This is a genomic window from Pseudomonas sp. 14P_8.1_Bac3 (genome assembly GCF_025466085.1).
In the GTDB taxonomy this organism is placed as follows: Bacteria; Pseudomonadota; Gammaproteobacteria; order Pseudomonadales; family Pseudomonadaceae; genus Aquipseudomonas.
Window position 1 is genome coordinate 48,532 of sequence record NZ_JANLOD010000017.1, and the last position, 12,396, is coordinate 60,927.

The window sequence follows — 12,396 nt, forward strand, 5'->3', positions numbered from 1 at the left end:
GGTCTAAAAACCTAAAAAACCTAAAAGTCTAAAACCCTAGGCTGGATAGCAAATCGTCCACATCGTCCTGACCGGACACAACGTCTTCTCTTTTATCGGCATGAATCTGCGGACCTTCACCCTGAGAGAGATGTTTTTGCGGATCTTTTTCGGCGAGCATCGCTTCACGGTCATGCTCGATGCCCGCAAAGCGGTCCACCTGGCTGGCCATGAGCACGAGCTTGAGCAAGTTGCTTTCAACATCGGTGACCAATTGGGTCACACGCTTGATCACCTGACCGGTGAGGTCCTGGTAATCCTGTGCGAGCAGGATGTCGTTGAGGTTGCTCGACACCACGCGGCTATCCTGGCTGCTGCGGGTGAGGAAACCGTCGACACGCCGTGCCAGCTCGCGGAACTCTTCAGCCCCGACTTCGCGGCGCATGAACCGCCCCCAATCCGTGCTCAACGCCTGGGCTTCATCACTCAGGCGATTGACCAGTGGCGTGGAGTTCTCGACCAGGTCCATGGTGCGGTTGGCCGCGGCCTCTGTCAGCTTGACAACGTAGCCCAGACGCTCGGTGGCGTCCGTGATCTGGGACACTTCCTCGGCTTGCGGCATGTGCGGGTCAATCTGGAAATTGACGATCGCGCTATGCAGCTCGCGCGTGAGCTTGCCCACTTCCTGATACAGGCCGCGGTCACGGGTCTGGTTGAGCTCATGGATCAGTTGCACAGCGTCGCCGAACTTGCCTTTTTCAAGGCTGGCGACCAGTTCGACCGCATGTTTTTTCAGGGTCGATTCAAAATCGCCCTGTGAAGATTCTTTGTGGTCCATAGCTCCCCCGTGGCGCAGTGTCTCAACCGATGCGTTCGAAAATCTTCTCGATTTTTTCTTTCAACGCCTGGGCCGTGAAGGGTTTGACCACATAGCCGTTTACACCGGCCTGAGCCGCTTCGATGATCTGCTCGCGCTTGGCTTCAGCCGTCACCATCAACACCGGCAGGTGCTTGAGCTTTTCATCGGCGCGCACGTGGCGCAGCAGGTCGATACCGGTCATGCCGGGCATGTTCCAGTCCGTTACCAGAAAGTCGATGCTCCCGCTGTTGAGGACCGGAATGGCGGTAGTGCCATCGTCAGCCTCGACCGTGTTGGTGAACCCAAGGTCACGCAACAGGTTTTTTATGATCCGCCGCATCGTTGAGAAGTCATCAACGATGAGGATTTTCATGTTCTTGTCCAATTCGACCTCCAAGCAGTCTTAAACGCGCCCAGCACCTGGACGCGCCATTTCAATCAATCCGGCAAAACACTCGATGACTGTCTGGAGCACAACAGATCGAGACCGGCGCGGTTCAACACCACACCAGCCACGTTCGCAGTGTCCCCACACTGCCTTCAGCGCGCTCGCCACTCCCCCAAACGCCCCCGCAAACGGGCTGCGCACTGGCTGTGTAACTGGCTGACCCGAGATTCGCTGACCCCCAGGACCTCGCCGATTTCCTTGAGATTCAACTCTTCGTCGTAGTACAGCGCCAACACCAGTCGCTCACGCTCCGGCAAATTGGCAATCGCGTCCGCCAGCGCTGCCTGGAAGCGTTCATCCTCCAGATCGCGTGACGGCTCGAGATGAGCACTCGCGCCATCCTCGTGCAGCCCTTCGTGTTCGCCGTCCTGCAACAGATCGTCGAAACTGAATAAACGGCTGCCCAAGGTGTCGTTCAAAATCCCGTAGTAATCGTCGAGACTCAATTGGAGTTCGGCCGCAACTTCGTGATCTTTAGCGTCACGACCGGTTTTAGCTTCAATCGAGCGAATGGCGTCGCTGACCATGCGCGTATTGCGGTGGACCGAACGCGGCGCCCAGTCCCCCTTGCGCACTTCGTCGAGCATGGCGCCGCGGATTCGAATGCCCGCGTACGTTTCAAAACTGGCGCCTTTGCTGGCATCGTATTTGGTCGACACTTCGAGCAGGCCGATCATCCCGGCCTGGATCAGGTCTTCGACCTGCACACTCGCCGGCAAACGCGCCAGCAAGTGATAGGCAATGCGTTTGACCAGTGGCGCGTAACGCTCGATCAGCTCGTACTGCGCGTCACGTGCCGATTTCTTGTAGAGGTTGTAACCGCTGGCTGTCATAGCACGGGTCCTGCCGTTTGTTGCACGAGGCGCTCGACGAAAAACTCCAGGTGCCCGCGCGGGTTGGCGGGCAGCGGCCAGGTATCGACCTTTTGCGCGATAGCCTTGAATGCCAGCGAGCACTTGGAGCGCGGAAAGGCTTCGTAGACGGCGCGCTGCTTCTGCACCGCTTTGCGCACGCTTTCGTCGTACGGCACCGCACCGACGTACTGCAAGGCGACGTCGAGGAAGCGGTCCGTGACCTTGGTCAACTTGGCGAACAGGTTGCGACCTTCCTGCGGGCTCTGGGCCATGTTGGCCAGGACGCGGAAGCGGTTCATGCCGTAGTCGCGGTTCAGCAGTTTGATCAGTGCGTAGGCATCGGTGATCGAGGTCGGCTCGTCGCAGACCACCAGCAGGACTTCCTGCGCGGCGCGAACGAAACTGACTACCGAGTCACCAATGCCCGCAGCGGTGTCGATCACCAGCACATCGAGGTTGTCGCCGATGTCGCTGAACGCCTGGATCAGGCCGGCGTGCTGGGCCGGGCTCAGGTGAACCATGCTCTGAGTGCCGGACGCGGCCGGGACGATGCGGATACCGCCGGGCCCTTGCAACAGAACGTCGCGCAGCTCACAGCGGCCTTCGATCACGTCGGCCAGGGTGCGTTTGGGTGTCAGTCCCAGCAGGACGTCGACGTTCGCCAGCCCCAGATCGGCGTCCAGCAACATGACGCGCCGGCCAAGCTCAGCTAGAGCCAGGGACAAGTTCACTGACACGTTAGTCTTGCCGACGCCACCTTTGCCGCCGGTCACCGCGATCACCTGTACGGGATGCATGCTGCCCATGTTATTTCTTTACCTTGTCTTGCATAGACGGAGGCCACATTACTGGCTGCGCGTTCAGTCGCTGAACAATGCATGGCAGACCATCGATGTAGGTACAAAAATTGTTCATTAATACCTAGCCAACCTGCTTGGTCGGGCTGTGGTAAATATCAGCGAACATGTCAGCCATGGCTTCTTCGCTGGGTTCTTCCTGCATTTGCACGCTGACGGCGCGGCTGACCAGTTGATGACGGCGCGGCAGATGCAAATCATCCGGAATCCGCGGGCCATCGGTCAGGTAAGCCACCGGCAATTCATGACTGATTGCCAGGCTCAACACTTCGCCCAGGCTTGCCGTTTCATCCAGTTTAGTCAGGATGCAGCCTGCGAGCCCGCAACGCTTGTAACTGTGATAAGCGGCGGTTAGAACCTGTTTCTGGCTGGTGGTTGCCAACACCAGGTAGTTTTTTGATTTGATGCCGCGACCGGCGAGGCTTTCGAGTTGCATGCGCAGTGCCGGATCGCTGGCCTGAAGACCCGCGGTATCGATCAGCACCACACGTTTGCGCAGCAACGGCTCCAGCGCCTGCACCAGGGACTGGCCCGGATCGACGTGGGTCACCGAGACGTTGAGAATCCGCCCCAGGGTCTTCAGTTGTTCCTGGGCGCCGATGCGGTAGCTGTCCATGCTCACCAGCGCGATGTTCTGCGCGCCGTACTTGAGCACATAACGGGCGGCGAGCTTGGCCAGGGTGGTGGTCTTGCCCATGCCGGCAGGGCCGACCATGGCAATCACGCCGCCCTCTTCCAGCGGCTCGACTTCCGGGGTGGAGATCATCCGCGCCAGGTGCGCCAGCAGCATGCGCCAGGCCTGACGGGGTTCTTCAATGTCGGTAATCAGGTCCAGCAGATCACGGGACAACGGGCCGGACAAACCGATGCGTTGCAGACGACGCCACAGGTTGGCCTGGGCCGGGCGGCTGCCTTGCAGCTGGTTCCAGGCGAGGGAGCCGAGTTGCACTTCCATCAGTTCGCGCAAGCTGTTGAGCTCGAAACGCATCGAATCGAGAGCCCGTGGATCGACGCCGCTCGAGGCAGGCGCGGAGGCCGGTGCCGCACGACGCGGCTCGGAATAGGTCGGCTCGATCAGCGGCTCGGCGGCGGTCAACGGCAGGCCGGCGAACAACTGGCGATTGGTCGATTTGTCGCTCTCGCCCTCACTGCGCAGGCTCAATTCGGCCTGGGCGGTCACGATCCGCGACTGAGTCTTGCGCAGCTCATCCTCGAGTTCCATGTTCGGAACACGCGGGGCCAGCGCTGACAGTTTGTAATCGAGGGCAGCCGTCAGCTCGACACCACCGGCGATCCGGCGGTTGCCAATGATGGCGGCATCAGCGCCCAGCTCATCACGAACCAGTTTCATGGCCTGACGCATATCGGCGGCGAAAAAACGCTTAACTTGCATAAACCACTACCTCAGCCGTTGGGCCCTACTGTCGCAACGATGGTCACTTGCTTGTTGTCAGGAATTTCCTGGTAAGCCAACACGTGCAAACCCGGGACTGCCAGTCGGCCAAATCGCGAGAGCATCGCGCGAACCGGACCGGCCACCAGCAGAATCACCGGTTGACCTTGCATTTCCTGACGCTGCGCCGCGTCGATCAACGAGCGCTGCAGCTTCTCTGCCATGCTTGGCTCCAGCAGAACGCCCTCTTCCGAGCCTTGTCCTGCCTTCTGCAGACTATTGAGCAATATCTGTTCCAACCTTGGCTCCAGGGTGATAACTGGCAGCTCGGAGTCAGTGCCTACAATGCTTTGGACGATTGCACGGGATACGCCGACGCGTACAGCGGCCACCAGAGCGGCAGTATCTTGACTCTTGGCGGCATTGTTCGCGATCGCTTCGGCAATGCTGCGGATGTCGCGTACCGGCACTTGTTCGGCCAGCAACGCCTGGAGCACCTTGAGCAGCTGCGACAGCGACACCACGCCCGGCACCAGCTCCTCGGCCAGTTTCGGCGAGCTTTTGGCCAGCAATTGCATGAGTTGCTGCACTTCTTCGTGACCGATCAGCTCACTGGAATGCTTGTACAGAATCTGGTTCAAGTGGGTCGCCACTACCGTACTGGCATCGACCACGGTGTAACCGAGGGATTGTGCCTGCGCACGCTGGCTGACTTCGATCCAGACCGCCTCCAACCCGAAAGCCGGATCTTTGGCGGTGATGCCGTTCAGCGAACCGTAGACCTGGCCGGGGTTGATCGCCAGCTCGCGGTCCGGGTAGATCTCCGCTTCGGCGAGGATCACGCCCATGAGGGTCAGGCGATAGGCGCTTGGCGCGAGGTCGAGGTTGTCACGGATATGCACGGTCGGCATCAGGAAGCCCAGGTCCTGGGACAGTTTCTTGCGCACACCCTTGATCCGCGCCAGCAACTGACCGCCCTGGTTACGGTCCACCAGCGGAATCAGGCGATAGCCGACTTCCAGGCCGATCATGTCGATCGGTGTCACGTCGTCCCAGCCCAGCTCCTTGGTTTCCTGGGCGCGGGCCGGGGATGGCAGCAGTTCCTGCTGACGCTTGACCTCTTGCAGGGCGTGGACCTTGACCGCGTTCTGCTTCTTCCAGAACAGGTAAGCGCCACCGGCCGCCAGGGCTGCCATGCTGAGGAAGGAAAAGTGCGGCATGCCGGGCACCAGGCCCATCACTGCCATCAGGCCCGCCGCCACGGCCAGCGCTTTGGGCGAGGCGAACATCTGGCGATTGATCTGTTTGCCCATGTCTTCCGAACCGGAAGCGCGGGTCACCATGATCGCGGCAGCTGTGGATAACAACAGTGATGGCAATTGCGCCACCAAACCGTCACCGATGGTCAGCAACGCGTAAACCTTGCCGGCGTCGGCGAAGCTCATGTTGTGCTGGAAGATACCGACGGCCATGCCGCCGATCAGGTTGATGAACAGAATCAGCAGGCCGGCGATGGCGTCACCGCGGACGAATTTGCTGGCACCGTCCATGGAACCGTAGAACTCGGCTTCCTGGGCCACTTCCATCCGGCGCAGCTTGGCCTGGTTCTGGTCGATCAGGCCGGCGTTCAAGTCGGCGTCGATTGCCATTTGTTTGCCGGGCATCGCATCGAGGGTGAAACGCGCGCTCACCTCGGAAATCCGCCCGGCACCCTTGGTCACCACGACGAAGTTGATGATCATCAAAATCGCGAACACCACGATACCGACCACGTAGTTGCCGCCGATCACCACTTCACCGAAGGCCTGGATCACCTTACCGGCCGCGGCGTGACCGTCCTGGCCGTGGAGCATCACCACCCGCGTGGAGGCCACGTTCAGCGCCAGTCGCAACAGCGTCGCCACCAGCAGAATCGTCGGGAACACCGCGAAATCCAGCGGCCGCAGGGCATAGACGCACACCAGCAGGACGACAATCGACAGCGCGATGTTGAACGTGAAAAACACGTCCAGCAGGAACGGCGGCACCGGCAGCATCATCATGGCCAGCATGACCAGCAGCAACAGCGGCACGCCCAGATTGCCTCGACTGAGGTCTGCCATGTTCGTGCGAGCAGTGTTGAGTAACTGAGTGCGATCCACCGGTTTTCCCCGTTCCTTTAAAGCAAACTTTTGACGCCAGAAGCGGGCGCAAAGCGGCTACTGCAAGAAGCCTTCCAACTTTTTGCGGGGATAGGGAATAGAGGGGTGTCTCGGGGTTCACGGGGTCAGGACGGACGCCTTCGCGAGCAAGCCCGCTCCCACAGTTTATTTCGCGGACGACAACAGCCCCTGTGGGAGTGGGCTTGCTCGCGAAGAGGCCGGCACCGCCGCCCTAAAACTCAGGAATCGCGCCGCAGATCCGGCGGAATCGGCAAATCGTCCTTCAATGGCTCAGGCCGCTTGCCCTTGCCTGCGCGGTGCTGGCGGATCTGGTAGACGTAGGCCAATACCTGGGCGACGGCCAGGTACAGCCCGCCCGGAATTTCCTGCTCCAGCTCCGTGGAGTAATAAATCGACCGCGCCAGCGCCGGTGACTCCAGCAGCAACACTTCGTTGGCCACGGCAATTTCGCGGATCTTCAATGCGAGGAAATCACTGCCCTTGGCCAACAGCACCGGCGCACTGCCTTTTTCCGGATCGTACTTGAGCGCCACGGCGTAGTGGGTCGGGTTGGTGATGACCACGTCGGCTTCGGGAATGGCCGCCATCATCCGCCGCTGGGACATCTCGCGCTGCAACTGGCGAATCCGTTGCTTGACCTCGGGCCGCCCTTCCGCATCCTTGTGTTCGTCGCGCACTTCCTGCTTGGTCATCAGCAGTTTCTTGTGGCTTTCCCAGAGCTGCACGGGCACATCCACCGCGGCGATGATGATCAGCCCGCAGGACATCCACAACGTACTCCAGCCCACCACTTGCAGGCAGTGGATGACCGCCAGCTCCAGCGGTTCATGGGCGATGCGTATCAGATCGTCGATGTCCGAAGAAAGGACCACCAGCGCCACGGTCAGGACAATCAGGAACTTCGCGAAGGCCTTGAGCAGTTCGACGATGGCCTTGAACGAAAACATGCGCTTGAGGCCTGCGGCAGGGTTCATGCGGCTGAATTTCGGCGCCAGGGAACCCGCTGCAAACAGCCAGCCCCCCAGGGAAATGGGGCCGATCAACGCGGCCAGCACCAGGGTGATCATGATTGGCTGAATCGCCAGCAATGCCATCAACCCGGAACTCATCAGGTAATTGGCCATGTAGCGCTGATCGAGAATGACTTCCCGCGGCAGGGAAAAATTCTGCCGCATCAACTCCATCAAGTCTTGGGCGAGCGCCCCGCCGAAGATCAGCAATGCGCCAGAACCGGCCAGCATGATCGCCAGGGTATTGAGCTCTTTGGAGCGCGCAATCTCGCCCTTCTCGCGGGAGTCGGTCTTGCGCTTCTCGGTGGGGTCTTCTGTCTTGTCCTGACCGCTCTCGCTCTCGGCCATGGCTCAGCGCGCCTGTGCCAGATCGCGTAGAAACTGCAGGGCCTCGGTGGCCAGCGGTCGATACTGATTGAGAATGTCCGCAAGCCCTATCCAGACGATGAACAGGCCGAGCACCAGGGTTAGCGGGAAGCCGATGGAGAAGATGTTCAACTGCGGCGCGGCGCGGGTCATGATGCCAAACGCGATATTGACCACCAGCAAAGCAGTGATCGCCGGCAACACCAGCACCAGCGCCGCCCCCAGGACCCAGCCAAGCTTGCCGGCCAGCTCCCAGAAATGATTGACCATGAAACCGCTGCCCACCGGCAACGTGGTAAAGCTTTCGGTGAGGACTTCGAACACCACCAGATGGCCGTTCATGGACAGGAACAACAGCGTCACCAGCATGGTGAAAAACTGCCCGATCACCGCCACCGACACACCGTTGGTCGGGTCAACCATGGACGCGAACGCCATGCCCATCTGCACCGCGACGATTTGCCCGGCGACGACGAACGCCTGGAAAAACAGTTGCAGGGAGAACCCCAACGCCGCGCCGACGAGAATCTGCTCAGCGATCAGCAGCAGACCGCTAAGGTCCAGCACATTGACCGGCGGCATCGGCGGCAGGCCCGGGGCAATCACAACGGTGATCGCCAGGGCGAAGTACATGCGGATCCGCCGCGGTACCAGCGTTGTACCGAACACCGGCATGACCATCAGCAGCGAGCCGATGCGAAACAGCGGCAACATGAACGTCGCGACCCAGGTACTGATCTGGGTATCGGTCAGTTGCAGCAGCGACGACATGGCTTAACCGATGACCAGCGGAATGTTGTGGTACAGCTGAATGATGTATTCCATGAAGGTTTGCACCAGCCAGGGGCCGGAGACGATCAGCGTCACCAGCATCACCAGCAGGCGCGGCAGGAAGCTCAAGGTCTGTTCGTTGATCTGCGTGGCGGCCTGGAACATGGCGACCAGCAGGCCGACAAGCAGGCTCGGGATCACCAGCACAGCCACCATCATGGTGGTCAGCCACAGCGCCTCACGAAAGATGTCTACCGCCACTTCCGGCGTCATGGCGAGACACCGCCGAAGCTGCTCGCCAACGTGCCGATGATCAGCGCCCAGCCATCCACCAGCACGAACAACATGATCTTGAACGGCAGGGAAATGATCAGCGGCGAGAGCATCATCATACCCATGGCCATCAGCACACTGGCCACCACCAGGTCGATGATCAGGAACGGAATGAAGATCATGAAGCCGATCTGGAACGCGGTTTTCAGTTCAGAGGTGACGAAGGCCGGCACCAGGATGGTCAGCGGCGCCTGGTCCGGCGTGGCAATGTCCGTACGCTTGGACAGACGCATGAACAACTCTAGATCGCTGCTGCGGGTCTGGGCGAGCATGAAGTCCTTGATCGGCACCTGGGCCTTGGCCACGGCATCCTGCGCGGTGAGTTTTTCCGCCAGGTATGGCTGCAAGGCATCCTGGTTCACTCGGTCGAACACCGGCGCCATGATGAACAGGGTCAGGAACAGCGCCATGCCGGTGAGGATCTGGTTCGACGGCGTCTGCTGCAGGCCCAGGGCCTGGCGCAGGATCGAGAAGACAATGATGATCCGGGTGAAGCTGGTCATCAGCATGACGAACGCCGGGATGAAACTCAGCGCGGTCATGATCAGCAGGATCTGCAGGCTGACCGAATATTCCTGAGCGCCCTGGGCGTTGGTGCCCAAGGTGATCGCCGGGATCGACAACGGATCGGCGGCGAAAGCCAGCGGCGCGGCCAGCATCAGGGCCAGCGTCAAGATGATGCGTAGCGCACCCATTACTTCTTATCCTTCTGATCCTTGCCCATCAGTTCCAGCAGACGCTGGGCAAACTCCGGGGTCGCTTTCTCGGTGACCGGCACCTGCACCGGTTCCTTGAGTACATGCAACGCAGTGATAGTGCCAGGGCTCAAGCCGAGCAGGATCTGCTCGTTACCGACCTGCACTAGCATCAGACGGTCACGCGGACCGAGGGCTCGAGAGCCAATCAGTTCGATTACCTGCCCTTTGCCCGCCGGCCCGGCCTGCTGGACCCGGCGCAACAGCCAGGCGAGGAAGAAGATCAACCCCAGCACCAACAGCAAACCGAGTACCAGTTGCGTCAGTTGACCTGCCACGCCGCCACTGACCGCGGGCGCTGCGGCGGTGGTAGCAGTCGCGACCGGCTCAGCCGCCAGCACACTGAACGGCAAAGCTGCAAAGAACCCCAGAGCCTTTTTCACTCAGCGCAGCTTCTTGATGCGTTCGCTTGGGCTGATCACGTCAGTCAGGCGGATGCCGAACTTTTCGTTGACCACCACCACTTCACCGTGAGCGATCAACGTACCGTTGACCAGCACATCCAGTGGCTCACCGGCCAGACGATCGAGCTCGATTACCGAACCCTGGTTGAGCTGCAGCAGGTTGCGAATATTGATGTCGGTGCTGCCGACTTCCATGGAAATCGATACCGGGATGTCGAGGATCACGTCCAGGTTCGGACCGTCCATGCTCACCGGCTCGTTGCTTTTCGGCACGCTGCCGAACTCTTCCATTGGCAGACGGTTGGACGACGAGGTCGCGGCGTCGGCGGCCAGCAAGGCGTCGATGTCGTCCTGCCCGGCGTCGCCGGTTTCTTCCAGGGCCGCAGCCCATTCATCGGCCAGTGCCTGGTCGTCCTGGGTATTCATGTCGTTAGCCATCATGTGTCCTCGGCGGGCAACCCTTCAGCGGGCTGCCGTCTGTTAATAGCAAATGGAAGCAACGCCGCTTAACGGCGCTCGATCGGCTCGATCACCTGCAACGCGAGGTTGCCTTTGTGCGAGCCCATCTTGACCTTGAACGCAGGCACGCCATTGGCGCGCATGATCATGTCTTCCGGCATTTCCACCGGGATGATGTCCCCCGGCTGCATATGCAGGATGTCCCGCAGACGCAGTTGGCGACGCGCGACGGTGGCGCCTATTGGCACGTTGACATCCAGCACGTCGGTGCGCAGTGCGTTGACCCAGCGCTCGTCCTGGTCATCGAGGTCAGACTGGAAGCCGGCGTCGAGCATTTCGCGCACCGGCTCGATCATCGAGTACGGCATGGTCACGTGCAGGTCGCCGCCACCGCCATCGAGTTCGATGTGGAACGTCGACACCACAATGGCTTCGCTCGGGCCAACGATGTTGGCCATGGCCGGGTTCACTTCCGAGTTGATGTACTCGAAGTTCACTTCCATGATCGCCTGCCAGGCTTCTTTCAAATCGACGAAGGCCTGCTCCAGCACCATGCGCACCACACGCAGTTCGGTCGGGGTGAATTCACGCCCTTCGATCTTCGCGTGACGGCCGTCGCCGCCGAAGAAGTTGTCCACCAGCTTGAATACCAGCTTGGCGTCGAGGATGAATAGCGCCGTGCCACGCAGTGGCTTGATCTTGACCAGATTGAGGCTGGTCGGTACGTACAGCGAATGCACGTACTCACCGAACTTCATCACCTGCACACCACCGACGGCAACGTCCGCCGAGCGACGCAGCATGTTGAACATGCTGATGCGGGTGTAGCGGGCGAAACGCTCGTTGATCATTTCCAGGGTCGGCATGCGTCCACGGACGATGCGATCCTGGCTGGTCAGGTCGTAGCTTTTGACACTGCCGGGTTCAGCAGCGATATCGGTCTGTACCAGACCATCGTCGACACCATGCAACAGCGCATCGATCTCATCCTGGGACAGCAGGTCCTGCACGGCCATGTCGTGTTCCTACTGCAGTACGAAATTAGTGAAAAGCAACTGTTCGACAACCACTTTGCCGAGCTCTTTCTGCGCCACTTCCTGGACGCTGGCCGTCGCTTTCTGACGCAACATTTCCTGGCCGACCGGCGACGCCAGCGTGGCGAAATCCTGCCCGGAGAACAGCATGACCAGGTTATTGCGGATGACCGGCATGTGGACCTTGAGCGCTTCCAGATCGGCCTGGTTGCGGCCCATCATGGTGATGCTCACCTGCATGTAGCGCTGGCGGCCGTTCTGGTTGAAGTTGGCCACGAAGGCGGGCAGCAAGGGCTCGAACACCGCGGCCTGCTTGCCGCTGACGGCGGCTTCCGGCGCCGGCGCGGGCTTGCTCTGGGCGCTATGCATGAAGAACCAGGTCGCCCCCACGGACAAGCCGATCGCCAGCAGCAGGGCCACCACGATCACAATGATCAGCTTGAGTTTGCCTTTGGTTGCGGGGTCTTTTACAGCTGATGCTTCGCTCTTCGCCATGCCAATAATCCGTCACTATTCGGGTTTTCACAGTCGCACGGCAAGGCAAGAGCAAGTGTTATGCCAGAAGTGTCGGGAGTGCGAAGGGACGGGACCAAGCAAAATATTGAATACACCACATAAACGCGGGAGCGGGCTTGTTCGCGAATGCAGTGTGTCAGTCGACATAAATATCGACGTTAAACAAGCATTCGCGAGCAAGCCCGCCCCCACTGGG

14 protein-coding genes are annotated in these 12,396 nt (G+C 60.2%); all 14 read right to left on the bottom strand.

Translation table 11 applies throughout. The annotated features are described in order from the left end of the window. Nucleotides 1-28 precede the first annotated feature (28 nt). Complete coding sequence (locus NTD84_RS05285; RefSeq protein WP_262163951.1) at nucleotides 29-817, bottom strand: protein phosphatase CheZ; 789 nt, start codon at nucleotides 815-817, stop codon at nucleotides 29-31. Between the two features lie 22 nt (nucleotides 818-839). Next, entirely contained in the window at nucleotides 840-1,211 is a 372-nt protein-coding gene (locus NTD84_RS05290) for a chemotaxis response regulator CheY (RefSeq protein WP_003183998.1), read from the bottom strand. 167 nt (nucleotides 1,212-1,378) lie between these two features. Further along, nucleotides 1,379-2,119 (bottom strand): RNA polymerase sigma factor FliA, encoded by a 741-nt coding sequence (gene fliA, locus NTD84_RS05295; protein ID WP_007894214.1) that lies wholly within the window; start codon nucleotides 2,117-2,119, stop codon nucleotides 1,379-1,381. Continuing rightward, nucleotides 2,116-2,946 carry a flagellar synthesis regulator FleN gene (fleN, locus tag NTD84_RS05300; RefSeq protein WP_008001746.1) on the bottom strand — a complete coding sequence of 277 codons (831 nt, stop codon included), beginning with the start codon at nucleotides 2,944-2,946 and terminating at the stop codon, nucleotides 2,116-2,118. The genes fliA and fleN overlap by 4 nt, the downstream gene beginning before the upstream one ends. Before the next feature lie 115 nt (nucleotides 2,947-3,061). Beyond that, the gene (flhF, locus tag NTD84_RS05305; protein WP_262163952.1) at nucleotides 3,062-4,390 is read right to left on the bottom strand and encodes a flagellar biosynthesis protein FlhF; all 1,329 of its coding nucleotides are present in this window, start codon (nucleotides 4,388-4,390) and stop codon (nucleotides 3,062-3,064) included. An 11-nt stretch (nucleotides 4,391-4,401) separates the two neighbouring features. Beyond that, nucleotides 4,402-6,531 (bottom strand): flagellar biosynthesis protein FlhA, encoded by a 2,130-nt coding sequence (gene flhA / locus NTD84_RS05310; RefSeq protein ID WP_262163953.1) that lies wholly within the window; start codon nucleotides 6,529-6,531, stop codon nucleotides 4,402-4,404. A gap of 239 nt (nucleotides 6,532-6,770) precedes the next feature. Continuing rightward, nucleotides 6,771-7,910, bottom strand: a complete 1,140-nt coding sequence (gene flhB, locus NTD84_RS05315) for a flagellar biosynthesis protein FlhB (protein WP_262163954.1) — start codon at nucleotides 7,908-7,910, stop codon at nucleotides 6,771-6,773. A 3-nt stretch (nucleotides 7,911-7,913) separates the two neighbouring features. Then, nucleotides 7,914-8,699, bottom strand: a complete 786-nt coding sequence (gene fliR, locus NTD84_RS05320; RefSeq protein WP_262163955.1) for a flagellar biosynthetic protein FliR — start codon at nucleotides 8,697-8,699, stop codon at nucleotides 7,914-7,916. 3 nt (nucleotides 8,700-8,702) lie between these two features. Further along, complete coding sequence (gene fliQ / locus NTD84_RS05325) at nucleotides 8,703-8,972, bottom strand: flagellar biosynthesis protein FliQ (protein WP_262163956.1); 270 nt, start codon at nucleotides 8,970-8,972, stop codon at nucleotides 8,703-8,705. Beyond that, a complete protein-coding gene (fliP, locus tag NTD84_RS05330; RefSeq protein WP_008039813.1) occupies nucleotides 8,969-9,727 on the bottom strand; it encodes a flagellar type III secretion system pore protein FliP in 759 nt (252 codons plus the stop codon). Before fliP ends, fliQ begins: the two co-directional genes overlap by 4 nt. Next, nucleotides 9,727-10,170, bottom strand: a complete 444-nt coding sequence (fliO, locus tag NTD84_RS05335) for a flagellar biosynthetic protein FliO (RefSeq protein ID WP_262163957.1) — start codon at nucleotides 10,168-10,170, stop codon at nucleotides 9,727-9,729. The genes fliP and fliO overlap by 1 nt, the downstream gene beginning before the upstream one ends. Continuing rightward, nucleotides 10,171-10,629, bottom strand: a complete 459-nt coding sequence (gene fliN, locus NTD84_RS05340) for a flagellar motor switch protein FliN (RefSeq protein WP_262163958.1) — start codon at nucleotides 10,627-10,629, stop codon at nucleotides 10,171-10,173. A 68-nt stretch (nucleotides 10,630-10,697) separates the two neighbouring features. Beyond that, nucleotides 10,698-11,666: a flagellar motor switch protein FliM gene (fliM, locus tag NTD84_RS05345; RefSeq protein ID WP_262163959.1), complete on the bottom strand. Its 969-nt coding sequence runs from the start codon at nucleotides 11,664-11,666 to the stop codon at nucleotides 10,698-10,700. 9 nt (nucleotides 11,667-11,675) lie between these two features. Continuing rightward, nucleotides 11,676-12,179 carry a flagellar basal body-associated protein FliL gene (fliL, locus tag NTD84_RS05350; RefSeq protein ID WP_262163960.1) on the bottom strand — a complete coding sequence of 168 codons (504 nt, stop codon included), beginning with the start codon at nucleotides 12,177-12,179 and terminating at the stop codon, nucleotides 11,676-11,678. Between the last annotated feature and the right edge of the window lie 217 nt (nucleotides 12,180-12,396).

Excerpts from the sequence above, each read along its gene's own strand:
- NTD84_RS05285 (WP_262163951.1), bottom strand. The coding sequence starts at position 817 with ATGGACCACAAAGAATCTTCACAGGGCGATTTTGAATCGACCCTGAAA.
- NTD84_RS05290 (WP_003183998.1), bottom strand. The coding sequence starts at position 1,211 with ATGAAAATCCTCATCGTTGATGACTTCTCAACGATGCGGCGGATCATA.
- fliA (WP_007894214.1), bottom strand. The coding sequence starts at position 2,119 with ATGACAGCCAGCGGTTACAACCTCTACAAGAAATCGGCACGTGACGCG.
- fleN (WP_008001746.1), bottom strand. The coding sequence starts at position 2,946 with ATGGGCAGCATGCATCCCGTACAGGTGATCGCGGTGACCGGCGGCAAA.
- flhF (WP_262163952.1), bottom strand. The coding sequence starts at position 4,390 with ATGCAAGTTAAGCGTTTTTTCGCCGCCGATATGCGTCAGGCCATGAAA.
- flhB (WP_262163954.1), bottom strand. The coding sequence starts at position 7,910 with ATGGCCGAGAGCGAGAGCGGTCAGGACAAGACAGAAGACCCCACCGAG.
- fliR (WP_262163955.1), bottom strand. The coding sequence starts at position 8,699 with ATGTCGTCGCTGCTGCAACTGACCGATACCCAGATCAGTACCTGGGTC.
- fliQ (WP_262163956.1), bottom strand. The coding sequence starts at position 8,972 with ATGACGCCGGAAGTGGCGGTAGACATCTTTCGTGAGGCGCTGTGGCTG.
- fliP (WP_008039813.1), bottom strand. The coding sequence starts at position 9,727 with ATGGGTGCGCTACGCATCATCTTGACGCTGGCCCTGATGCTGGCCGCG.
- fliN (WP_262163958.1), bottom strand. The coding sequence starts at position 10,629 with ATGGCTAACGACATGAATACCCAGGACGACCAGGCACTGGCCGATGAA.
- fliM (WP_262163959.1), bottom strand. The coding sequence starts at position 11,666 with ATGGCCGTGCAGGACCTGCTGTCCCAGGATGAGATCGATGCGCTGTTG.
- fliL (WP_262163960.1), bottom strand. The coding sequence starts at position 12,179 with ATGGCGAAGAGCGAAGCATCAGCTGTAAAAGACCCCGCAACCAAAGGC.